The sequence below is a fragment of the Spirosoma flavus genome (assembly GCF_054778555.1).
Genome location: NZ_BAAGZL010000002.1, coordinates 282,999 through 305,279 on the forward strand (window position 1 = coordinate 282,999; position 22,281 = coordinate 305,279).

A 22,281-nucleotide genomic window follows, 5' to 3' on the forward strand; every position below is an offset into this window, starting at 1 on the left:
TCAAAGTTGAGAACGTATTAAATCAGTTCGTTGGAACGTAGCCAATCTTATTTATCCCTGGGCCACATCGGTCCCCAGGTATACTCACGTGCAATTGCCCGAACCAGTTCATGAATTAAGGGTGTACCATTATCCGAATTGGTCATGACCACTACCCCACGGCCCGTTTGCGCAAAAGCGACAGCGTAACAGGAGAAACCGGCGTTCCCTCCGCTATGCCGGAAACGTAGCGTTTCACCTGAGCCGTCAACACCAAAGCCTAAACCACCAGCTCCCGGAATCTTAGTCAGCATCTGACGAGCGGTTTCCTGCTTGAGAATACCTTTGTCGGCCTGGTATGAATTGCTGACATTCAGCATAAATCTGGCTAAGTCAGAAGGCGTTGTCCAAAGACCCGCTGCCGCCAGTTCGGGGTATAGATGATAGCCGCCATCGACCATATTTCCAACGCCATCATATCCTTTTGCCGCACGAGTTGCCTTGTTGCCAGGTAAGGGTAAACTAAATGTACTTTGATTCATGCCAATCGGTTTAAGTACCAATTCATCCAAAAGTGCGCTAAACGGCTTGCCCGTTACGTCTTCCAGAAGCGTTTGAAGAACAGTAAAACCGCCCCCTGAATACATTTCCTTTTCTCCCGGTAACACGTTTACCCGAATGGGAGCTGAGTTGGCGGGCGGAATTCCATCCAGAATTTGAGTCACAGTCGGGAGCTTGTCGCTTGGGGTATAGCCGGCAAAACCATGTACTGAAAGACCGGCCGTGTGGCTTACGATACGTCGGATCGTCACTTTTTCCTGCTCAGTAAATGGGCTCACAGGCACTTTCCACCGCCGTAGTTTGACATTTACATCTTCATCCAGTGAAAGAAGTTTCTGCTCAATCAATCTGAACGTAGCAACTGAGGTAACTGGCTTCGAAATAGAAGCTGCCTGAAAAAGCGTAGCCGTAGTAACTGGTTTCGTCTGCGATTTGTCACTTACTCCGTATGCTTTAGCCCAGCTAATTTTTCCGTTTTCAAAAACAGCAATGCTTACGCCAGGTACGTTCAGCGCTTTCATTCGGTCGTAAATCGACTGATACGTTCCACTGTCAGCTCCTGATTTAGTGATACGTATCAATTTATTTTCAATACGTTCACTCCTCAGGTTAGTTTCATGTTGGCCATTAACCAGCCTGGTAAGGGAAATCATTGTCAGGACAACCCAACAGAAACGGAGGGCTATCTGCTTAATCACAATACATTTTATTTCGGATAAAAATGGCTTAGAGCACATGGATGCCAAACGAGTTTAGGCTACTAAAATTGAGGTTTCGACAGGGTTTGTCTGACGAAACCTCAATTCGTCTGGTTAGTACGTAGCGGATGGTTGGTTTTGAGCCCTGAAAACCGAGCTAGCTCTGAAAGGTTACAGAGAAAATCAATCGGTGAAAATTATTCGCTTCGCAGGCTTTTCACTGGGTTGACCAAAGCGGCTTTGATTGCCTGGTAGCTGACCGTCAATAAGGTGATAGTCAGAGCCGCAAGAATCACGATCAGAAATACGCCAACGCCAATATTTATCTTATACGCATAAGTCTCCAGCCATTGGTTCATGACGTACCACGCAATCGGCGAAGCGATTATACAGGCAATGATAACGAGTTGAACAAAATCTTTCGATAATAATCCCCATACACTCACGACGCTGGCACCCAGCACTTTACGGACGCCAATTTCTTTGATACGTTGCTCTGCCAGAAAAGAGGCCAGGCCAAACAGCCCCAGACAGGAAATAAAAATGGCCAGCAGACAAACAACCGCAGAAAGATTGCCAATGAGTTCTTCGTAGTAGAATTTCTTGGCGTATTCTGTATCGGCAAACTTATAGTCGAAAGGAAACGTCGGGTTGTATTTTTCAAAAATGGGTCGAATTTTTTGGATGGCAACCGAAGGTGATAGCGCTGGATTCAGTCGTAAATCGATGAAATTGACCCAGTTTTCGTGAAAAACTACCGTCATCGGGGTAACGTCACGATACGGAGACCATTCCAGAACGATATTGGGAATCACTCCGACGACGGTCCAGTTTTTATTCGCCCATTTTATAATCTCACCAACCGGATGTTTTAATCCCATACGCTTAACGGCCGCTTCATTTAAAATAACCCCGGTAGAATCGGTGGCAAAGTCCCTCGAAAAATCGCGTCCTTCTTTGAGTCGAATTCCCATCGTTTTGGCGTAGTCGTAACTCGTGGCAATGGTCGTAAAAATGACAGATTCATCGGCCGGTCCCGCTCCTTTCCATGTCCATCCACTATTGCTGCTCCACCACTGTGTAGGTGGAGCATTTGTCTTACAAATAGACGTAACGGCACCCGTTGCCAGTAGTTCGCCCTGTAGGGCGTCAAAATGGTCGAGTAAATTTTTTGAGGAATTGACCGAAATGAGTCCTTGTTTGGTAAAACCAAGCGGCCGGTTTTTGCCATGCCGTATCTGCTGATAAATGATGATGGTACCAATCATCAGGGCCACGGAAAACGTGAACTGAACCACGACCAGGATCTTTCGGGGCAGCGTAGCCCGCTGACCGGCATGAATACGCCCTTTAAGAATCTTTATGGGGTTGAACGACGATAAATAAAGCGCTGGATAACTGCCTGCCAATAAACCAGTGAATACCGTAAAAAGCAGGATAACAACCCAGTAAACAGGATTACCAAATTCAATGGACATCGCCTTCTCGGTCAGCCTGTTAAAATACGGCAGTGAGATCGTGACAATAACCAGCGCCAGGACCAACGCCAAACCCGCAATCAGCGTTGATTCACTTAAAAACTGTCCGATAAGTTGTTCACGTCCCGAACCGACTGCTTTGCGAACGCCCACTTCTTTGGCCCGTTTCTCGGATCGAGCCGTGGAGAGGTTCATAAAATTGATGCAGGCAATCACCAGAATAAATAGGCCGAAAATGCCGAACAGTCGAACGTATTTAATAAAACCGCCCGTGTTTTTTCCTTCGGTAAACTCAGAATAGAGCCGCCATTTTGACATGGGATGCAGGAATAATTCGGGCTTAACGAGCTTTCTTACATTGGCATCATCGGCCTGATGACTTAGTACTACGTCTTTTATTTTGGCGTTGGTTTGAGCCGGATCAATGCCGTCTTTGAGCTGAACAAAAAGACCAAAGTCGTTATTCCGCCAATCTGTTTTAGCGTTTTTGACCCAGCCATACATATTTTCCATCAAGCGCCAGGGAAGCAAATACTCAAATTGGAGGGTGGCATTCTTTGGTTGTTTGGCCACTACAGCCGTCACTTTTACATCGGCTTTGTTTTCCAGTCGGATTAGTTTACCGATTGGGTCCTGATTGCCGAAGATTGCCCGGGCAGTTTCGTCTGTTAAGACAATCGAGTAGGGCTCTTTAAAAGGGTTATGATCGCCATTCAGGATATTGAGTGAGAACATATCAATGGCATCTTCACCAATGAAAATGCCATTTTTGATGAATTTTTGATCGCCAACCAGCAACGACCGGTTTCCTTCCGACCGCTGATACGTCGCTACAGCTTTGAAGTCGGGAAATTTAGAACGTAGTTCGTCGCCCGTTGGAAACGGTAAGGCGCTTTGGGTACCTCGTTTGCCGTCGAAGGTCTGATTCAGTCTTACCTCGTACAGGGTTTCGTAGTTTTTATGATGCTTGTTGGCCGATATTTCATCCTGTATCCAGATGCCAATAAGCATCGCAACGGCCATACCCACAGCTAGTCCGGCAATGTTGATCGCTGAATAACCTTTATGCCTAGCCAGGTTGCGAAAAGCGAGTTTTAAATAATTACGTAGCATGGTTGGGTGAAAAATTGAGATGTCAGAATCGTCATTGAATTGGCTATAACGTGGTTTCGGTTTACATACAGAAGTGGTTTCGCGTCGCCAGAGCCGAGGATGCAGTAGCCGGATCAAATCCCATACATACAGGCGTCGGGCTTTGGTGTAACCGTATTGCCGGGCTCGTTTGTGAAATAATTCATCCAGGTCGCCCTGAAGTTCTTCGCGTAGATGCGGTGCCGTGATACGTTCCAGCAGCCGTTGTGCCCATCGGGGCGGGCGAGCAGACTTGCTGGTGTCAGGAGTTGTTTGATTAGAATTCATGCTACGCTCCCTCCAAAAGCGGCTTTCGGTATACCAGCCCACAATTCGTTACGAACCCGACGGGCTTCCTGCAATTCCTGCTCGCCTAAAGGCGTAACGGTAAATAGTCGTTTACGGCGGCCACCCCGTTCGGCAGTAGCCTCGCCGAATCGGGAACGTACTAATCCTTTTTCTTCAAGCCGCTGCATGGTACGGTGAACCGCACCCAGACTCATCGGGCGTTCCAGTCGTTGACTGAGCTCTTCCATGACGGCTACACTGTAAGCATCGTCAAAAAGCAGCGCAATCGTCAGCAGGACGATCTCTTCGAACTCACCTAATTGAGAACCTTTCATGGTCTTTAGTATTATCCTCCTCATTTGTATAGCAAATGAATTGCCAATCTGGAGAATGGCCTTTTTTAGGTAAATTGATCGCTTTTTGCGATTTATGCCTGTCCGAAAGCGGACAATCAATGTACAGGGGCGGACAAAAAGTTGTCTTTAAATAGTACGTTCAATTGGTCGGATCAACGGCCGGTTATGGTCTTTTTTTAGAATTACTCAGAATTCTTTTTACCCCATTGGCATCGACGTATACCTTTGCAGGGAAAATAAAGAGTGAAAGAGCGAAAGAATGAAAGAGCGGGTTTGCTTTTCAGCGAGAAACTCCCGTCAGCCATTCGCTCTTTCACTCATTCACTCTTTCGCTCTTTACCCAATGGAATATCGTATTGAAAAAGACACCATGGGCCAGGTGCAGGTACCGGCCAATGTGTACTGGGGCGCACAAACCCAGCGCTCGATTGAAAACTTTAAAATTGCGCAGGACATCAACAAGATGCCGCGTGAAATTATCCGTGCCTTTGCTTATCTAAAAAAAGCCGCAGCCCTTACTAATCTGGATGCGGGCGTATTGCCGCAGGAAAAAAGTGATCTGATCGGCCGAGTATGCGATGAAATTCTCGATGGAAAACTCGATGATCAGTTTCCGCTGGTCGTGTGGCAAACGGGCTCGGGTACGCAGTCGAACATGAACGTCAACGAAGTTGTCGCTTACCGGGGACACGTACTGAATGGCGGGCAACTGACGGATGAGAAGAAATTTTTGCATCCGAACGACGACGTCAACAAGTCGCAGTCGTCGAACGATACGTTTCCGACGGCCATGCACATTGCCGCTTATAAAATCCTGCTCGACGTAACGATACCGGGAATTACCAAGCTGCGTGATACGTTGGCGGCCAAAGCCAAGCAGTTCATGCATGTCGTCAAAATTGGCCGGACGCACTTCATGGATGCTACGCCGTTGACAGTAGGGCAGGAGTTTTCGGGCTACGTATCGCAACTCGACCACGGTTTGCGGGCCATCAATAATACGTTGGCTCACCTGAGCGAACTGGCGTTGGGCGGTACAGCGGTTGGAACGGGTATCAATACGCCCCCGAATTATTCGGAGAACGTAGCAACGCATATCGCTACGTTGACCGGGCTATCGTTTGTAACGGCTGAAAATAAATTTGAAGCGCTGGCCGCTCACGATGCCATTGTCGAAGCGCACGGTGCGTTGAAAACAGTAGCCGCCAGTCTGATGAAAATCGGCAACGATATCCGGATGTTATCGTCGGGCCCACGGGCGGGTATTGGCGAATTGCACATTCCTGATAATGAGCCGGGTTCGTCGATTATGCCGGGTAAAGTGAACCCTACCCAGTGCGAAGCCATGACCATGGTGGCGGCCCAGGTGATGGGTAACGACGTAGCCATCAATTTCGGCGGGGCTCTGGGTCACTTCGAGCTGAACGTATTCAAGCCTGTCATGATTTACAACTTCCTGCACTCGGCCCGATTGATTGGCGATGTCTGCGTATCGTTTAACGATAAATGCGCCGAAGGTATCGAACCTATCGAAGCTAACATCAAAAAGCACGTCGATTCGTCGCTGATGCTGGTAACGGCGCTCAATACAAAAATCGGTTATTACAAAGCGGCCGAAATTGCCCAGACGGCCCATAAAACCGGTTCGACGCTACGTGAAACCGCCCTGAAGCTCGGTTATTTAACCGATGAAGAGTTTAATGAGTGGGTGAAACCAGAGGACATGGTAGGAGAGATTAAATAAATCTTCAGTACATATTATAAATAGAAACAGCCATGGCCGCTACGTTCAGTACGTAGCGGCCATGGCTGTTTCTAAAGGGTAAAAGCAGAATAACTTTTATGTTATTTTTATATATAAGAATTTTATATATTTTTGTTGCAGACTTTAGCTAATGCTAACCAGATAACCTATATGGATTCACCGAACCACGAATTCTTAAGAGGGACACTCAAAACAATTGTTCTTCGATTATTTGCCAAACGAGGACGCATGTATGGCTACGAAATCACTCAGGCTGTCGAAGAACGAACAGGAGGGGAGTTGATTCTTACCTTCGGCGCGCTCTATCCTGTTCTTCACAAACTGGAGGAAGAGGGATTGCTTATCACCCAAAGCCAGGAAGTTGACGGGCGGCTCCGCAAATATTATCAACTTACCCCGTCGGGTAGCGAAACGGCTGTTCGGAAAGCGGCTGAATTTGACCGGTTTATTCACTTGGTGCGGCTACTGATCGATCCGTCCCCAACTATAGCTATAGGTCAATAACTACGTACTAACCTCCCAAACCATTCCTGCCTGACATATGAATAAACTTTCTCGCGCACAACTTGATTTAGTTGCGCAACACATTCAGCAAGCTCAACCCCATCAGGCGTTGCAGGCTGAATTAATAGATCATCTGGCTTCCCAGATTGAGCAACGCATGGATCAGGGGCAGGCATTTTTAACCGCTTTTGAACAGGCCACACAACAGGCAAATGTGCAGGCGCTGGTTCAGTTAAAACAACTTTATATCCGGGAGTTCACTGGCCAGCCTGCATCCGCTACACAACGTAAGTTACAATCAAAACGACGCCCAGCAACCAAACCTTTTCAGTATATGCTGCTCTCGAGTGGGCTCACATTTCTGATCCTGATGGTTTTTTTTATCGTAATCATTTGGCCGCTAGCGATACCGATCAACGTTTTTCAAACGGCCTGGGGAATCGGGCTGGCGGGGTTGTTGGGCATACTTATGGTGCGGTGGTGGTTAGCTCGCCGATCCCGTAGACCAAAATCATTCTTCATCGCCTGATGCTACGTAGCGTACAATCGATTTTCGTTCCTAACTAATTTCCTTTTTCGATGGTAATTCACTACTTCACAGTGGCCCGGCGTCACTTGTGCCAGTATTGGCATGTCAATCTGATTAGCTTACTGGGTCTGGCGGTCGGGCTTGCCAGCGGCCTGGTCATTTTTCTGGTGGTCAATTATATGTTCAGTTTCGACCGCTACCATCCGCATCTCGACCGGACGTATTGGATAGTGACTGACGTCATTGGGGAAAGATCGATGCCCACCGATGCGGCTCCCCGCCCGCTGGCTGAAGTGCTCCGGCGAAACTATGCGTTTGTGGAAAGCAGCGTTCGGCTGGAGACTTTCTTTGGGCGTATTCTCAGCGTGTCAGATGGCAAGGGCAGTTGGGTCAAAAAGTTTGCAGAAGCCCGTAACATCTGTTTTACCGAACCTCAGTATTTCGAATTATTCGGCATGGAATGGGTCAATGGTAACCCCAAAACGGCGCTCTCAACTCCTAATACCATTGTGCTGAGTGAACGTTACGCTCAAAAATATTTTAACACTACCCAGGCTATGGGGCGGACACTACGGTTAGACAACCGAACCGACCTGACGGTAACCGGAATCGTTAAGGACCCACCTGCCAACACCCAGCTACGTTACGATGCGTTCGTTTCCTACGCTACCATTCCGGTATTGGAAGGCCCCACGGCACTGGCCGACTGGCAGGGGCTACAAGCCATGTGTTTTGTCCGTTTACGGGAAGGAACCAACCCTGATCTCCTCCAAAAGAGTTTACCCGTCATTCGGAATAAAAATCTATCGGCCCAGGAAGCCAGGCATTTCGATTATAAACTTTTACCGCTGGCTGATCTTAATCACGAACGTAGCGGTACGGCCCCTCGCCCGATTCTGTATGCGCTGATTGGCGTGGGGGTACTTCTGGTGATAGCGGGTTGTATCAACTTTATTAATCTGGCAACCGCCAGAGCGCTGAAACGGGCCAGGGAGGTTGGCGTTCGTAAAGTGGTGGGTAGTACCCGATGGCAACTGATCGGCCAGTTCATGCTGGAAACAGCTATATTAGTGATCCTTGCGATGTTCGCAGCGCTCCTGCTGACTCAACTGAGTTTACCTTCTGTCAACCGAATTCTGGCTGCAAACATCGAAATGCTACGTCCCGATTTGTCCATTGGCGACGTAGTGCAGCCCCGTGCAGTAGGTTGGTTTCTGGGGCTGCTCATGGGGGTTACCATCCTGTCAGGAATGTACCCGGCATTGGTGCTGGCTCGTTTTAGCCCCGCAACAGCACTCGCCAGCCAGGCGGTCATTCGTGTCAATAGCCGGTTCACCGTTCGGCAGGGGCTTATCCTGGTCCAGTTTGTTTTGATGCAGTTTTTTATCCTGAGTGCATTGGTTATCACGACGCAACTCTGGTACATGCAGCGCGCTACCTGGGGCTTTGAGTCTGAATCAATTGTCGCTGTTTTCTTACCCCAACAAAGCCCCGCTCCATTGGAGTCGCTGCGTGAACGATGGTTGCAGGTGCCGGGCGTTGAGCAAGTTGCTTTTGGTAGTGATTTTCCCGCGTCGCCCTACAACCGTCCAAGTTCATTTAGTTTTCACAAGGCGACAGAGCCGGAACCGTTTGAAACCCGCGTACGCGCCATTGATGAACACTACCTGTCGGTTTTGGGGCTAGCCTTAGTGGCGGGGAGAAACGTGCGAGACTCCGATACGACCGGTCGGGACGTAGTCGTTAATGAAACGATGGTGAAACAACTGGGCTTGTCTTCACCGGCTGCAATCCTGGGTAAACCCATCCGGGTAAAAGACGCTGATCGCGTGGTGGTGGGTGTTGTGCAGGATTTTCGAACGGGAGATCTGCACCAGCCCATTTTACCCGTAACGCTGATCCACGACCGTCCTCACAGTCGGGTAGCGTTGATACGTCTGCGTCCAGATCACGCATCCACAACTCGGGATGAGCTACAGCAGATTTGGGATAAAGTGTTGCCCGACCAGGTTTACCGTGCGCAGGAAATGAGCGAATTATTAAACAGCTTTTCCGACATGGAGCGATTGCTGGCCCAACTGATCCTGGCCTTTGCGTTCGTTTCTATCGGCCTGAGCTGTCTGGGATTATATGGGCTTGTTACGTTCCTGAGCGAAGCCAAAGCCAAAGAAATCGGTGTTCGTCGGGTGCTGGGTGCCCGTACCGACCAATTACTATGGTTGTTTGGCCGCGAGTTCGGAAAACTATTTGGTCTTGGCTTCCTTGTGGCCGCACCAATTGGCGTATGGATGTTATCGGGTTGGCTACAGCAGTACACCTACCGTATTTCAGTAAACGGCTGGCTGCTGGGGGGCACCTTCCTGCTAACCGGACTTATAACCGCCTTAACGGTCTCCCGTCAGGCATTAAAAGCGGCCCGTATCAATCCGGTTCATTACCTGAAAAACGAGTAGCGAGTACAACTACCCATAAAGGAAAATTAACCGTTAAAAAAAGTACGGTCTTCCTGTTAGCTCCGCTTTAATGTAAACCCTGATTAAAATTCCCTTAAAGTTATATTGGTCCTAAGCGCTAAAAAGCTTGCAAAACGCACCATTTCGGTGCGTTTTGCTTTTGTATTATTTTAATAGGGGGATTTTTTAGGATTAATTATAGAATAAAATAGAGCCTTTCTACAGTATGTACAATATAACAAAAATATGTTGTTTGAACGAAATTTGTTTAAACAAATATTGGTTATACCTTTGACACGCTCCTTTAAGACCATGGACATGCAGTTCCGTAACGAATACCATCGGCTCATCATCAATCTGCACAAGACCGACGGCTACATTTTCAATCACTTCCAGCAGAAAATGGCCCCGTTCGATTTGTCGGTGCAGCAATACAAGGCGCTACGTCTGCTTTCGGACGTCTTTCCGAACACTCTGACCGCTGGTGAACTGAAGGAGAAAATGACCGATATGAACTCCGACATGACCCGGTTGATCGATCGGCTGGTGGCGAAAAACCTGGTTGTTCGGGAAGTAGATGCCCAGAATCGTCGTCGGGTGAACCTCCGGCTGACCGAAACCTCAAATAAGTTTGTCGAAACGGTTGCGCAGGAGTTTAAAAATTTTGAATCCATCGTCAGTCACCTGACGGAGGAGGAAGCACGAGTTATGAATACGCTACTTGAAAAAATCAGAAATAGCTCACTATGAAAACGTATCGAATTGGCATTGGTTTTTGGCTGGCAAGCGTTACGCTGGCAGCAGCCCAGTCCACGCCAACGACCATGCCACTGGACAAAGCCATACAATTGGCGCTGCAAAATAACACCGGAATTAAGTTGGCTGATACGCGGACTCAAGCTGCGGAAGCCCGCTTACAGGAGACCAAGGATCGAAGTTTACCATCGGCCAATGCGTCATTGAGTTACTCCCGGTATAGCCTGACTGGCCCATTTTCGTTTGGGAAAGGGGAGGACGGAAAACCGTTGTTCGGTATTCCCGCCGGAGGTTTCAGTGCGACCATGGGGGGCGTTACGTTCAGTAAAGAAGTTTTTGGCGGATTTGCCGAAAAGTCCGCTGAAAAGTCGGCAGAGTTGCTGGCCAAAGCCAGTCAGCTGGATGCCCGCCGGAATCGCTCGGAACTGGCTTACACTGTAACGGACGCTTATTATAATATGGTCAAACTGATACGTTCTGTCAACGTCATCGAACAGAATATCAGGCAGTTTGACGAACGGGAACGCGAAGCCAATAACCTGCAGAAAGAGGGGGTAGTAACCGCCAATGAAGTCCTGAAAATTCAGTTGCAGAAAAACAATCTGAATTTGAGCCGATTGCAGGTCGAGAAAGCACTTCAAACCTCCTTATATAACTTCAATCTGCTGATCGGGTTACCTGATAAACAGCCAATTACCCTGGATACAACGCTTACGAATCCGGCGGCTGTAGCTGAACCACTCGCTAGTTTTCTGGATCAGGCCGTTCAAAGTCGCCCGGAGGTACAGGCCAATGCGCTACGTGTTCAATCGGCGCAGGAGCAGTTACGTAACACAAAAAGTGTAATGTACCCACACCTGGGTGTATCGACGGGTTACAATTACATCAACCCATCGGCCCGGATTATTCCGGAAGCCAATTCGTTTATCAGTGCCTGGAACGTAGGGGCTGGTGTTACGTATAATATTGGGTCCCTGTATAATCTGAAAGGTAAACTCCATACCGCGCAAACGGCTATTGATCAGGCAACTTTACAAGGACAGCAGCAAAACGACCAGATACGTTCGGAAGTCGTTACGTCCTATAATAATTATCAACTGGCGCTGGAACAGCAGAACGTCATTCGGACGGCCGTTGCCCAGGCGCAGGAAAACTACCGGCTGACAGAGTCCCGCTTCCGGAACGGGCTGGTGGGGTCAACCGATCTGCTCGAAGCCAATAGCTTTCTGATTCAGGCTCAACTTAATGTAATCAACGCAACCGTAGATGCGCAACTGGCCTATCAGCGCCTGTTGAAAGCTACTGGACATAATCTCAATTAATTCCCGTTTCGTAAAACGACACAATCATGGATAAGAAAACAATCTTTCGGATAGCGGGCGTCATCGTGCTGGTTGTTGCCCTATTTTTTGGGTACAGCGAGTTCAAGTACCTGCAACGGCACGAAACCACCGACGACGCGCAGATTGACGGCGATGTAAACCCGGTGATTCCTAAGGCGGGTGGCTACGTAAAAGAGATACGGTTTAAAGATAACCAGATGGTAAAAGAAGGCGATACGTTGCTGGTATTGGACGACGCTGATTATCGAATCCGGGTATTACAGGCTGAAGCGGCTTTACAAAGTGCAATGGCGGCTGCGGGCGTATCACGTTCGCAGGTTAACGTAGCATCGGCTACCATACAGAGTTCACAGGCGAGTGTACAAACGGCTCGTAATCAGGTAATTACGGCGCAGGCCAACGTAGCGGCTGCCCAGGCGCGCGCGCGCAAAGCGAATCAGGATTTTGAGCGATACGGTCGCTTACTGGCCGAAAAAACGGTGCCCCAACAGCAATTTGACGCCGTTGAGGCCGAGCGCGATGCGGCTCAGGCGCAGTTACAAGCGGCTCAGGCGCAGTTGCAAACGGCTCAATCACAAGTCAGTGCCGCTGGTACGCAGACGGGCGTAACGAGTTCGCAGCGTCGGGCAACGGAAGGGCAGATTTCAGTAGCGCAGGCGTCCATCAAACAACGCCAGGCTGAACTGGATATGGCGCAGTTGCAGCTTTCCTATACCCTTGTACGGGCCCCGATTTCGGGTGTCGTATCGAAACGTTCGGTGCAGATTGGGCAACTGGTTCAGGCTGGCCAGGCCGTTTGTTCAGTCGTTGGCAATTCGACGCTCTGGGTGACAGCCAATTTCAAGGAAACCCAGTTGAAACAGATGCAACCTGGCCAGACGGTCGATATTGATGTCGATGCGTTTGGTAACGAAAAACTGGTCGGTCACGTGGGGTCGTTCGCCGGGGCTACGGGGGCAAAATTCTCGCTCTTACCTCCCGACAATGCAACCGGTAACTACGTGAAAGTAGTGCAGCGGATTCCGGTACGTATCGAACTGGATAAGAACAGCCCACTTTACGCAAAACTGCGTCCCGGCATGAGTGCAACCGTAGCGGTTGATTTACAGAAATAGGAAACCAACGTAACGCCAGGACAAATGTGTTACGTTGTTAAACCGAAACGATTATGAATTTAGGTTTTGATAAATGGGTAGTTGTGTTGACCGTAACGACGGCTGCCCTGCTGCAAACCATCGACTCGTCGATTGTGAACGTAACGCTCAACCAGATGATGGGTAATCTGGGTGCGTCGCTGGGCGATATCAGCTGGGTCGTAACGGGTTACGCAGCAGCCAGCGCCATTATGATTACGATGTCGGGCTGGTTGACCTCTAAACTGGGTCGTCGGAATTACTTTGCCGCGTCGATCGTCCTGTTTACGATTGCGTCAATTTTTTGTGGTACGTCGACCAACGTTTGGGAACTGGTTTTCTTCCGGGTCGTACAGGGTATCGGTGGGGGAGGCCTGTTGACTACAGCGCAATCGATTCTGATTCAGACCTTTCCGAAAGAGCAGTTAGGTATTGCCAACGCCATCTTCGGTATGGGCGTCATTATTGGCCCGTCGATTGGTCCAACGCTTGGTGGTTACATTACCGATAATCTGTCCTGGAACTGGGTATTCTACATCAACATCCCATTTGGGATTGCTGCCACCGTGCTGACGTACCTATATATTAAAGAGCCGGCCGAGAAAGTGCTGGCCGGGAAAATGGACTGGCTCGCGCTTATCATGCTGACGGTGGGTATCGGTGGCTTACAGATCGTACTGGAAAAAGGCCATGAAGAAGACTGGTTTACTTCTGAGTTCATTGTCATAATGTCAATTCTGGCTGGTGTCGGTATTATCGGATTTATCTGGCGTCAATTGGTTGTCAAACAACCGATTCTGGATTTAAGCCTGTTGCGCGAACGCCGATTCGCGGTTGGCACCCTGTTCAATTTTATTCTGGGCTTCGGACTGTTTGCGTCGGTATTTATCATCCCGGTTTTCTGTCAGACGATTCTCGGTTTTACCGCAAGTCAGACGGGGTTATTGCTGATGCCAGGTTCGATCATGACTGGGCTGATGATGCCGGTGGTAGGAGGGTTGCTGAGCAAAAATTACATCTCGCCTATCTGGTACGCGGCCATCGGCTTCCTGCTGTTTTTCGGCTTCTGTTTCGATCTGTCGACCATCAGCCTTGCCGCCGGACCCGATTATTTCTTCTGGCCGCTGATTATCCGCGGTATCGGTATGGGTATGATTTTCATCCCTTTGACAACCATTACATTAGCTGATCTGAAAAACATTGAGATTCCACAAGGGTCGGCGCTAACCGGTATGATCCGGCAATTGGGTGGTACGTTCGGAACGGCGATCATGACAACGTACATTTCAACCCGTACCGTTTTTCATGCGTCGCGGCTGTCGGATAACGTATCGATTTACAATCCACTGTCGGTTGACCGTATCAAACAGTTCACCGGCTTGTTTCTGTCGAAAGGGGATGCGCTGATGACGGCGACCGGCAAAGCGTACGGGATGATGCAGGGGGCGGTGATGAGACAGGCACTGGTGATGACCTACGCCGATACGTTCCTGATTATTGGCGCCTTCTTTTTAGTCTGTGTGCCGCTGCTGCTCCTGTTTATCGGTAAGAAAATTGCAACGCCAGCCCATACGGAAATGGTAATGGAGTAAATTGAAATGTAGTATAAAGTTGTGAATTTGTTTTGTTCATGTGTTCGATTACATCGGCTGGCCTCATGGCTGGCCGATGTTTTTTGTTAAAACGTATTGCTGAGTCGCTGTCGTTGCTGGCTCAATTGTAACAGCAACGTCAGAGGACCATTCCCTTACTTCCTTGCCTAATCGTGGGCTATTTAGAAGAATGGTTAGATTCTATTGTATTTTTGTTATAAACCCATTTATTCAAAAGACTATGAAGTCAATGTCAATGCGAATAGTGGTCGTGGATGACAGTGACGACTATCGCCAACTTATCCGGTGGACGTTAACCAATGATCTAAAGGGAATTGTAGTTGAAGAAATGACTAGTGGGCAGGAACTGATCCATTGGCTTGCTCAATACCGAAGCCAGTTGGTGAAGACGCCCGGATTCGACGATTGCCAGGTGACGGTCATTCTGCTCGATCTGCACATGCCGGAGCTAAGCGGGCTGGATACCCTTAAAATGCTGGGCGACATGAGGGATTTGCCCTATATGCCCGTCATCCTGTTAACTGCTTCTACAAGTGAACAAGTCAAACATCAGGCTTACGAGCAGGGGATACATCTGTACATGGTAAAGCCAACCGGGCCAAGAGGTCTTTACCGGGTGGTGGAGGCCGTTAAGCTCTGCTACCGGGATACACTACACATCCGAGAGCAACAAAACTTACCGCCTATACTTCTAAAATAGGTATTAGCTTCGGAATGAGTTCATCCAATCGGGTTATTCAGCTTCTACAAAAAACAGGGACCGAACAAAAAGTTTAGAAGATGAACGTCAGGAAAGGTCAGTTACTGTACGTCCAGTTGAATTATTGATTACATAACTATAACTATAGTTTTAGTTTACTGCTGATTTCAGATTTATACGTCTGGAACTGTTGCTGGTTGGCCAGTTTGCTGGTTGTAATTTCTATTAGTTTAGCGGAAGAACTTGGTTGGAAAAAGTCGGGCAGGAGGGAGGCCAATTTTTCCGACGATTCACAGACTTCATAAGCGATCCGGGCGTCTTCGGCAGTACGTTGGGCGGTGTAACCGTGTGGGGTTTCGAAATAGGTTTCCAGTTCGGGTTGTCGGCTCGGCCCCTCGATCATCCGGAAAATATGACCACCATCGTTATTGAGCAGCACAATCCGCAGATTCGGCGGTACAGGGTTTGACCAGAGGGCATTCCGGTCGTAAAAGAAAGCCACGTCGCCGATGAGCAATGTAACGAGTTGGTCGGTAGCAAGCGCAGCCCCCACCGCCGTACTCAGACACCCATCGATTCCACTGACCCCCCGATTAGCGGACACCGCTACGTCGAGGTCTCCGCGCAGCCCCACCAGATTCGCGTAACGTACCGGCATACTGTTTGCCAAATGAAGTATACTACGTTGGGGCAACTGATCGAATACGAGCTGAGTCGCCGAAAAGTCGGTAAGAGGCTGGTCGGGTTGGGCAAGGGTTTGTGCTACGTGCCGGGCGGCCTGATGATCGGCGGATTGCCAGCGTTTCAGGAAGTGGCCTGCTTCCGTCTCGTTATCTTCGTCGTCACCCTGAAGAAACCGTTGGTAGTCTATATCCGCGAATAGTTTTTCCAGAAACGCAATCGGTTGAGCAGGAATCAACGTGGTCAGGCTCTGAAACGAATCGACGATACGTTCGGCGGAAGGTTGAATATGCCAGTGTTGGAGAGCCGGGTATTGTCGGAAAAACGTTTTCAGGTTACGCGTCAGGAACGAATTGCCGAGGGTAATCAGTAAATCCGGGCGTAACAGCTCTGCTACGTCAGGGGAAAGTCCCGACAGGAACGTATCCGTGTGTAAAATAAATGAATCAGTACCGGCGAGGTTACTGGTTATCTCACCCAAAACCGGAACCCCGAATTCCTCGCTTAATTTACCCAATATAGTACGTAGCGCGGGCGTATACGGAAACTGTCCGACGGCAATAAGAATTCGTTCGCTACGTTCCCACGCATTCAGGAGTTCATGCCAGGTTTCAGCAGGAAGCGTTGGCTGTGCCGGGCAGACTGCAATGGTACGTACTGGCCCATACTGGAACGTATCAGTCGCTGCCGGATAAAAAGGCTCGCGGAGTGGTACGTTAATATGCACCGGCCCGGCTGGCGAAAGCTGACTGAGTGAAATCGCTTCGTTAATCGACCGTTCGATGAACCAGCGGGCCTCTGCATGATTGTAATCGGCGGGAAGGTCGTAACTCCGTTTGATGTGTGTCCTATATATACCAGGCTGGTCAATGGTCTGCCCATCCTGTTGGTAGAGCCATTCGTGGGGTCGATCGGCGGTAAATACCAGAAGCGGAACCTGTTGAAAGAACGCTTCAGCGACAGCCGGAGCCAAATTATAAACCGCGCTGCCTGAGGTACAGATGAGCGCAACCGGGTTCTGGCTTTGCTGGGCCATTCCCAATCCGATAAATCCCGCCGACCGTTCGTCAGCCACTACGTGCACCCGTAATTTTGGATGACGGGCAACCGCCAGGGTTAGGGGAGCCGAGCGGGAACCAGGCGAAACAATGACCTCGGAAACACCTTTCTGGTGTAGCAATTCGGCAATATCGACAATAGGCTGTAGTACGGGCATCGGGCAAAATTAATGGATAATGATGAATGTAAAATGACGAATGGAGTTCCAGTAAAAACCAATTCATTCGTCATTTTACATTCATCATTATCCGCTAATTCTTCCTTCCGGAGCCGCTTTTTTTGCCACCACCCGAAGTTTTGTTGACCGTAGCCCAGGCGCGACGCTCGGCTTCTTCATTCGAAACGCCCCTATCTTCATAACTTTCCTCAATATGTTCGGCCTGCCGTTTCTGTTTGTCGGTATAGGCCGATTTGTCTCCTCGTGGCATACGCGTAGTCGTTTAGTTTAAGAATTCATTTGTCCAATGATGGAGCATTGGCTTCGTGCTGAGAAAACGACGGGTTTCCTGTTTTGTTAATCCGTCGATAGACCGGTAAGAAAATAGACTTAGATAGTTAGAAAGCGGTACGTTCAACCGGTCGTTTTTTGTTTTTTGCGTTACTTTGCTACCTCAACTCAGCTTTGTAAACTCCTGGGCGTAAACGAAGTTGCCATTTGCTACGTTATAGAGTCTGAAAACTATAGTCTGTATGAACCGGATTACATTTGAAAACGAAGACGAAATTCGGGTTAAATCCTTGACCGGTGCCCTGATTATCTACGGACTTATGATTGCGCTGTTGTTTCTGGTTCACTGGTCGCAGACGATCCCGAATCCGCCACCGATACAATTTGTTGAGGTAAATTTTGGGTTGGATAATCGAGGTAGCGGACGCATTCAGACTTATAATAAAGCGTCGGATTCACCGAATCGGGAGGATGTGAAAGCGGCCGATAAGAAACCGAATCCGAAGATTAATACGACCCCGCGCCTGGAGAAGGTTCGCCCTACGCCCAGTCCGAAAGTGGAGGAGGCCAAGCCCGCGAAGGTAGCCACCGAAAAACCCATTATTGCCAGTAAAGCCGAAAGCCCGGTAACGGCCCCGGAACGACCGGAACCGAAACGGGTTGAAGCGCCCAAGAATACAGCCCCGGTTGAGCAAAAGGCACCACCGGCTCCGCCCAAAAAAGTGGAAACGGTGAATACGGATGCGCTTTTTAAGAAATCGTCGGGTGGGGGTGGTTCCAACGGAACGGTTGGTAAAGCTTCCGGTGTTGGAGGAAACAATAACGGCGATGATGCCGACGGGGTTGGCGATAAGGGCAATCCAAAAGGGAAAATCGACGCCAAAGAATTTTACGGTACGCCGGGGGGAGCTGCAACAGGTGTTGCTTTTGACGTATCAGGTTGGTCATTAGCAAGTAAGCCAAATGTCAGTGACGAATCCGACGAGACGGGGAAGATTGTCTTTCAGATCAAAGTAGATGGCAGTGGCGAAATCATGAATGTTCGCCAGTTACAGAGTACGGTAAGCCCGTCGGTGAGTGAAGTATACCGGAAGGCCGTTCAACGACTCCGGTTAAGACCCAAGGGAGGAGCTACTCCGCCTACAGCCACCGGAACCATTACATTTATTATTAAGGCAAAAGATTAATGCAGTACACGGAAGCCCTCGACTATTTATACAGTCGGCTCCCAGTTTTTCACCGGATCGGCCCCAAGGCGATTAAACCCGGTTTAGGCAATACACTGGCTTTATGCGAAGCCCTCGACAATCCGCAGGGGAAATTTCGTAGCATCCATGTGGGAGGGACCAACGGAAAGGGAAGTACCTCCTACATGCTGGCGGCCATTTATCAGACAGCTGGCTACCGGACCGGTCTATATACATCGCCCCATCTGCAATCGTTTACCGAACGTATCCGTATTAATGGAGTCCCCATTGCCGAGGAGGACGTAGCCCGGTTTGTTGTCGAACACCAATCACTCATCGAACGTATCGAACCGTCGTTCTTTGAAGTGACGGTGGCAATGGCGTTCGATTATTTTGCCAGGCAGCAAGTCGACGTCGCGATTATTGAAGTGGGTCTGGGTGGACGGCTCGATTCAACGAACGTAATAACCCCACTGATTTCTGTTATCACCAACATCGGCTATGACCATACCGATATTCTGGGTGATACGTTGCCGCAGATTGCCAGTGAAAAGGCGGGTATCATTAAACCTGGCTTACCTATTATTATAGGAGAAACCCATCCCGAATCGGAACCCGTTTTTAGTAAAACAGCGCAATTGCTAAAAGCCCCTATTACGTTTGCTGACCAGACGTACCAAGTGGAGAACCGTGGCATAATCGACGGAGTACGACACCTGAGTGTTACGTATGGGGGGGAGAGCAACTACGTCCAAAACCTGTCGCTCGATTTATTAGGAACGTATCAACTGCCTAATCTCGCCACGGTATTAGCTACGGTAGAAGCGTTACAGCCGCAACTGCCGGTACGTTGGGAAGATGAAGCCAGCGCCTTGTCGGCCGTTACGTTACTGACCGGACTAAAGGGCCGTTTTCAGATGCTGGGTGATCAACCCAAAGTTATTGCCGATACCGCTCACAATCATCCGGGACTGATTGCCTTATTCGAAACAATTGCTACGTTGCCGTACGCTACGTTACGAATTGTCCTGGGCATGGTTGCGGATAAGGATCGGGGCAAGGTGCTGGATGTGTTGCCGAAAACGGCTGTCTATTATTTTTGCCAGGCGCAAACACCACGTGCTCTGCCCGCCGAAACCTTACAGGCTGAAGCCAGACAAGCGGGGCTATTGGGTGCGGTTTATCCTGAAGTAAACGTAGCGTTGAAGTCTGCTCTGGCAGAAGCTTCTGCCGACGATTTAATTCTGATAACGGGAAGTAATTACATCATCGCCGAATTAACTAATTTGGACACAAAACCTTTTACCGTATGAGCCTTCGACAATTAACTGTCATTTTTCTGACATCCTTATTTTTTTCCGTACAGGCGCAGGTACCTTCGACAACGCCTGATAAAGTTGAACAGGAAAAATTCGTATTCCTTAACAATGGCGCTACCGTTGGTATGATCATTAAGTCAGTATTGAAAGCGGATACCAAACGACTTAAGCTGACCGAGCCACAAGTGCCCAAAGCAAGAGACGTTATCAAGAAAGCAGTTGTCAGTTATAATGACGGGGTTAAAGCGCTAAAGAAGAGCGGCATGAATCAGAAAAAATTACGAACTCTGGCGATTGAGATTGAAACTGAAAAACTTCGTGGGTATAAACCAATCCTGACGCCCGAACAATATACATTGGTTGTTGCTCAGCACCGTAAAATGTATCCTGAAGCAAAACTTCCTTGATGATAACCAATCAACGTATTAACTTAAGTTATTTATATTTAATACGTTGATTGTCATATTTTTAACTACAATTAAATAAAGCGAATTCCTCACTACGTCAACCGAAGAGGTTGACGTTTTAATTTACAACCGTGACTAGACGAAAAACCCATCGATTTCTGCAGAATGCAGAAAGCTCAAACGTTATTGAAGTTGGTAAACCCCAGTATAAGACAATTCGTGGCCGCTGGCATGCGGATTATTTTAAAAATGAAAATCCGATTATCCTTGAGTTAGCCTGTGGAAAAGGTGAATATACAGTAGGACTAGGGCAGGCTTTTCCTAATTCCAATTTTATCGGCGTTGATATAAAGGGCGACCGAATTGCGAGAGGATCAAAAGCAGCACAGGAGTTGGGCTTAACAAACGTAGCGTTTCTACGTACCGACATTAATTTTCTTCTTGAATTTTTTGCCGGGGAGGAGGTAGATGAAATATGGATTACGTTCCCTGATCCGATGCCCCGACCTAAACAGGAAAAGCACCGATTGACGCATCCCCGTTTTTTAACTTTGTATAAACAGATCTTAAAGCCCGGTGGTACGTTACATTTGAAAACTGACAATCCTGAACTGTTTAACTTTAGTTTACAGCAACTAAAAGAAGAAAAAATACATGATTTACAATATACAACAGATCTTTATAATTCACATTTGAACACAATTCACATTGGTATCAAAACCAAGTATGAACAATTGTTTTTTGATAAAGGATTTACAATTAACTATTTACAATGTAAAATGGGTGCGATTTAACAATATCGCACCCATTTTAATATAATCTGTATTTATTTCTGTAATTTACATTTGTTAATAAACATCAAGTAGATGACAGAAACGTATGAAACTGATCTTAGAACAGGCTTGCGATCAAATCTGCGGCCCGGCTCGAGTAACCAAACTCATTATCATACCAGCCTACAACCTTAGCAAGGGTTCCATTGACAGCTGTTAACTTTGAATCAAAGATGCACGAGTGAGGATTGCCAACGATATCAATTGAAACAATTTCATCCGTGTTGTACTCCAGAATTCCTTTCAACGACGATTCTGAAGCTTCCTTAATGGCATTGTTGATTTCGTCAATAGATGCTGGTTTCTTCAGGATAACGGTTAAATCTGTAAGCGATCCATCTGGAGTAGGAACGCGCAATGCGTTACCATCCAGTTTACCTTTTAACTGAGGAAGTACCAGACCAACGGCTTTGGCGGCCCCTGTAGAGGTAGGAACAATTGATAATGCAGCTGCACGTGCACGACGCAAATCGGAGTGTGGAGCATCCTGTAAATTCTGGTCAGCGGTGTAAGCGTGGATAGTTGTCATGTATCCTTTTTCAATGCCAAACACATCGTCTAGAACCTTAGCCATTGGAGCTAAACAGTTGGTTGTGCAGGAGGCATTCGAAATAATGGTTTCGTTGCCTGTTAGTGTATCTGCGTTAACCCCTAGTACGACAGTTGGTATGTTTCCTTTGGCGGGTGCAGAAATAACAACTTTTTTAGCACCGGCCTGTAAATGCATACCTGCACCTGCTTCATCAACAAAACGGCCGGTTGATTCCAGTACTACGTCAATTTCTAAGTCTTTCCAGGGAAGATTCTTAGGATCACGTTCTGCATAAGCATGAATCCGATTTCCATCTACGGTTAAACTATCGCTGTCTGACGAAACTGAACCCGTAAACTTTCCATGTACGGAATCATATTTTAGCAAGTGCGCGAGGGTCGCATTATCTGTAAGGTCGTTAATGGCGATTATGTCAATGTTTTCTTTTTCCAATAATCGTCGGAACGACAGGCGTCCGATACGGCCGAAGCCATTAATAGCAACGCGTATTTTTTTCATGAACAGAGA

At 48.2% G+C, this 22,281-nt stretch carries 19 protein-coding genes; 13 read left to right on the forward strand and 6 right to left on the reverse strand.

What is annotated here, in order from left to right; all coding sequences use genetic code 11:
* Positions 1 to 47 precede the first annotated feature (47 nt).
* From ACYVF1_RS10220 to ACYVF1_RS10230, 3 genes are all read right to left on the reverse strand, one after another.
* Positions 48 to 1,193 (reverse strand): serine hydrolase domain-containing protein, encoded by a 1,146-nt coding sequence (locus tag ACYVF1_RS10220; protein WP_461078278.1) that lies wholly within the window; start codon positions 1,191 to 1,193, stop codon positions 48 to 50.
* A 242-nt stretch (positions 1,194 to 1,435) separates the two neighbouring features.
* Positions 1,436 to 4,135, reverse strand: coding sequence for an ABC transporter permease (locus ACYVF1_RS10225; protein WP_461078280.1), 2,700 nt, complete (start codon positions 4,133 to 4,135; stop codon positions 1,436 to 1,438).
* Positions 4,132 to 4,470: a PadR family transcriptional regulator gene (locus ACYVF1_RS10230; protein ID WP_461078282.1), complete on the reverse strand. Its 339-nt coding sequence runs from the start codon at positions 4,468 to 4,470 to the stop codon at positions 4,132 to 4,134. Before ACYVF1_RS10230 ends, ACYVF1_RS10225 begins: the two co-directional genes overlap by 4 nt.
* A 364-nt stretch (positions 4,471 to 4,834) precedes the next feature.
* On the opposite strand from ACYVF1_RS10230, the gene fumC reads away from it, so the two are divergent.
* The 9 genes from fumC to ACYVF1_RS10275 all read left to right on the forward strand — a co-directional run bounded on the left by fumC (position 4,835) and on the right by ACYVF1_RS10275 (position 15,287).
* Positions 4,835 to 6,235, forward strand: coding sequence for a class II fumarate hydratase (fumC, locus tag ACYVF1_RS10235; RefSeq protein WP_461078284.1), 1,401 nt, complete (start codon positions 4,835 to 4,837; stop codon positions 6,233 to 6,235).
* Between the two features lie 171 nt (positions 6,236 to 6,406).
* On the forward strand, positions 6,407 to 6,760 hold the full coding sequence (locus ACYVF1_RS10240; protein WP_461078286.1) for a PadR family transcriptional regulator: 354 nt from the start codon (positions 6,407 to 6,409) through the stop codon (positions 6,758 to 6,760).
* Positions 6,761 to 6,797: 37 nt separating this feature from the next.
* Positions 6,798 to 7,289 (forward strand): hypothetical protein, encoded by a 492-nt coding sequence (locus ACYVF1_RS10245; protein WP_461078288.1) that lies wholly within the window; start codon positions 6,798 to 6,800, stop codon positions 7,287 to 7,289.
* 50 nt (positions 7,290 to 7,339) lie between these two features.
* A complete protein-coding gene (locus ACYVF1_RS10250) occupies positions 7,340 to 9,742 on the forward strand; it encodes an ABC transporter permease (protein ID WP_461078290.1) in 2,403 nt (800 codons plus the stop codon).
* A 312-nt stretch (positions 9,743 to 10,054) separates the two neighbouring features.
* The gene (locus ACYVF1_RS10255) at positions 10,055 to 10,492 is read left to right on the forward strand and encodes a MarR family winged helix-turn-helix transcriptional regulator (RefSeq protein ID WP_461078292.1); all 438 of its coding nucleotides are present in this window, start codon (positions 10,055 to 10,057) and stop codon (positions 10,490 to 10,492) included.
* Positions 10,489 to 11,820, forward strand: coding sequence for a TolC family protein (locus tag ACYVF1_RS10260; RefSeq protein ID WP_461078294.1), 1,332 nt, complete (start codon positions 10,489 to 10,491; stop codon positions 11,818 to 11,820). Before ACYVF1_RS10255 ends, ACYVF1_RS10260 begins: the two co-directional genes overlap by 4 nt.
* Before the next feature lie 26 nt (positions 11,821 to 11,846).
* Entirely contained in the window at positions 11,847 to 12,956 is a 1,110-nt protein-coding gene (locus ACYVF1_RS10265; RefSeq protein WP_461078296.1) for an HlyD family secretion protein, read from the forward strand.
* Between the two features lie 53 nt (positions 12,957 to 13,009).
* Positions 13,010 to 14,566, forward strand: coding sequence for a DHA2 family efflux MFS transporter permease subunit (locus tag ACYVF1_RS10270; RefSeq protein WP_461078298.1), 1,557 nt, complete (start codon positions 13,010 to 13,012; stop codon positions 14,564 to 14,566).
* A gap of 241 nt (positions 14,567 to 14,807) precedes the next feature.
* The gene (locus tag ACYVF1_RS10275; RefSeq protein ID WP_461078300.1) at positions 14,808 to 15,287 is read left to right on the forward strand and encodes a response regulator; all 480 of its coding nucleotides are present in this window, start codon (positions 14,808 to 14,810) and stop codon (positions 15,285 to 15,287) included.
* 142 nt (positions 15,288 to 15,429) lie between these two features.
* Here ACYVF1_RS10275 and menD read toward each other — a convergent pair whose 3' ends face one another.
* Together menD and ACYVF1_RS10285 are read right to left on the reverse strand one after the other, a co-directional pair.
* On the reverse strand, positions 15,430 to 17,184 hold the full coding sequence (menD, locus tag ACYVF1_RS10280) for a 2-succinyl-5-enolpyruvyl-6-hydroxy-3-cyclohexene-1-carboxylic-acid synthase (RefSeq protein ID WP_461078302.1): 1,755 nt from the start codon (positions 17,182 to 17,184) through the stop codon (positions 15,430 to 15,432).
* Between the two features lie 94 nt (positions 17,185 to 17,278).
* Positions 17,279 to 17,455: a hypothetical protein gene (locus ACYVF1_RS10285; RefSeq protein WP_461078304.1), complete on the reverse strand. Its 177-nt coding sequence runs from the start codon at positions 17,453 to 17,455 to the stop codon at positions 17,279 to 17,281.
* Positions 17,456 to 17,717: 262 nt separating this feature from the next.
* Between ACYVF1_RS10285 and ACYVF1_RS10290 the strand changes: the two genes are divergently transcribed.
* From ACYVF1_RS10290 to trmB, 4 genes are all read left to right on the forward strand, one after another.
* Positions 17,718 to 18,662, forward strand: a complete 945-nt coding sequence (locus ACYVF1_RS10290; protein WP_461078306.1) for a hypothetical protein — start codon at positions 17,718 to 17,720, stop codon at positions 18,660 to 18,662.
* Positions 18,662 to 19,975, forward strand: coding sequence for a bifunctional folylpolyglutamate synthase/dihydrofolate synthase (locus ACYVF1_RS10295; RefSeq protein WP_461078308.1), 1,314 nt, complete (start codon positions 18,662 to 18,664; stop codon positions 19,973 to 19,975). Before ACYVF1_RS10290 ends, ACYVF1_RS10295 begins: the two co-directional genes overlap by 1 nt.
* The gene (locus ACYVF1_RS10300; protein ID WP_461078310.1) at positions 19,972 to 20,388 is read left to right on the forward strand and encodes a hypothetical protein; all 417 of its coding nucleotides are present in this window, start codon (positions 19,972 to 19,974) and stop codon (positions 20,386 to 20,388) included. Before ACYVF1_RS10295 ends, ACYVF1_RS10300 begins: the two co-directional genes overlap by 4 nt.
* 131 nt (positions 20,389 to 20,519) lie before the next feature.
* Positions 20,520 to 21,182 (forward strand): tRNA (guanosine(46)-N7)-methyltransferase TrmB, encoded by a 663-nt coding sequence (gene trmB / locus ACYVF1_RS10305; protein ID WP_461078312.1) that lies wholly within the window; start codon positions 20,520 to 20,522, stop codon positions 21,180 to 21,182.
* Between the two features lie 97 nt (positions 21,183 to 21,279).
* Here the strand turns inward: trmB and gap are convergent, their stop codons facing one another.
* Positions 21,280 to 22,272: a type I glyceraldehyde-3-phosphate dehydrogenase gene (gene gap / locus ACYVF1_RS10310; protein WP_461078314.1), complete on the reverse strand. Its 993-nt coding sequence runs from the start codon at positions 22,270 to 22,272 to the stop codon at positions 21,280 to 21,282.
* Between the last annotated feature and the right edge of the window lie 9 nt (positions 22,273 to 22,281).

Coding starts and splice junctions, on each gene's coding strand:
- ACYVF1_RS10255 (WP_461078292.1), top strand. CDS start 10,055: ATGGACATGCAGTTCCGTAACGAATACCATCGGCTCATCATCAATCTG.
- ACYVF1_RS10275 (WP_461078300.1), top strand. CDS start 14,808: ATGAAGTCAATGTCAATGCGAATAGTGGTCGTGGATGACAGTGACGAC.
- ACYVF1_RS10220 (WP_461078278.1), bottom strand. CDS start 1,193: ATGATTTCCCTTACCAGGCTGGTTAATGGCCAACATGAAACTAACCTG.
- ACYVF1_RS10245 (WP_461078288.1), top strand. CDS start 6,798: ATGAATAAACTTTCTCGCGCACAACTTGATTTAGTTGCGCAACACATT.
- ACYVF1_RS10295 (WP_461078308.1), top strand. CDS start 18,662: ATGCAGTACACGGAAGCCCTCGACTATTTATACAGTCGGCTCCCAGTT.
- ACYVF1_RS10290 (WP_461078306.1), top strand. CDS start 17,718: ATGAACCGGATTACATTTGAAAACGAAGACGAAATTCGGGTTAAATCC.
- fumC (WP_461078284.1), top strand. CDS start 4,835: ATGGAATATCGTATTGAAAAAGACACCATGGGCCAGGTGCAGGTACCG.
- ACYVF1_RS10270 (WP_461078298.1), top strand. CDS start 13,010: ATGAATTTAGGTTTTGATAAATGGGTAGTTGTGTTGACCGTAACGACG.
- menD (WP_461078302.1), bottom strand. CDS start 17,184: ATGCCCGTACTACAGCCTATTGTCGATATTGCCGAATTGCTACACCAG.
- ACYVF1_RS10240 (WP_461078286.1), top strand. CDS start 6,407: ATGGATTCACCGAACCACGAATTCTTAAGAGGGACACTCAAAACAATT.
- gap (WP_461078314.1), bottom strand. CDS start 22,272: ATGAAAAAAATACGCGTTGCTATTAATGGCTTCGGCCGTATCGGACGC.
- ACYVF1_RS10230 (WP_461078282.1), bottom strand. CDS start 4,470: ATGAAAGGTTCTCAATTAGGTGAGTTCGAAGAGATCGTCCTGCTGACG.
- ACYVF1_RS10285 (WP_461078304.1), bottom strand. CDS start 17,455: ATGCCACGAGGAGACAAATCGGCCTATACCGACAAACAGAAACGGCAG.
- ACYVF1_RS10300 (WP_461078310.1), top strand. CDS start 19,972: ATGAGCCTTCGACAATTAACTGTCATTTTTCTGACATCCTTATTTTTT.
- ACYVF1_RS10265 (WP_461078296.1), top strand. CDS start 11,847: ATGGATAAGAAAACAATCTTTCGGATAGCGGGCGTCATCGTGCTGGTT.
- ACYVF1_RS10225 (WP_461078280.1), bottom strand. CDS start 4,135: ATGAATTCTAATCAAACAACTCCTGACACCAGCAAGTCTGCTCGCCCG.
- ACYVF1_RS10260 (WP_461078294.1), top strand. CDS start 10,489: ATGAAAACGTATCGAATTGGCATTGGTTTTTGGCTGGCAAGCGTTACG.
- ACYVF1_RS10250 (WP_461078290.1), top strand. CDS start 7,340: ATGGTAATTCACTACTTCACAGTGGCCCGGCGTCACTTGTGCCAGTAT.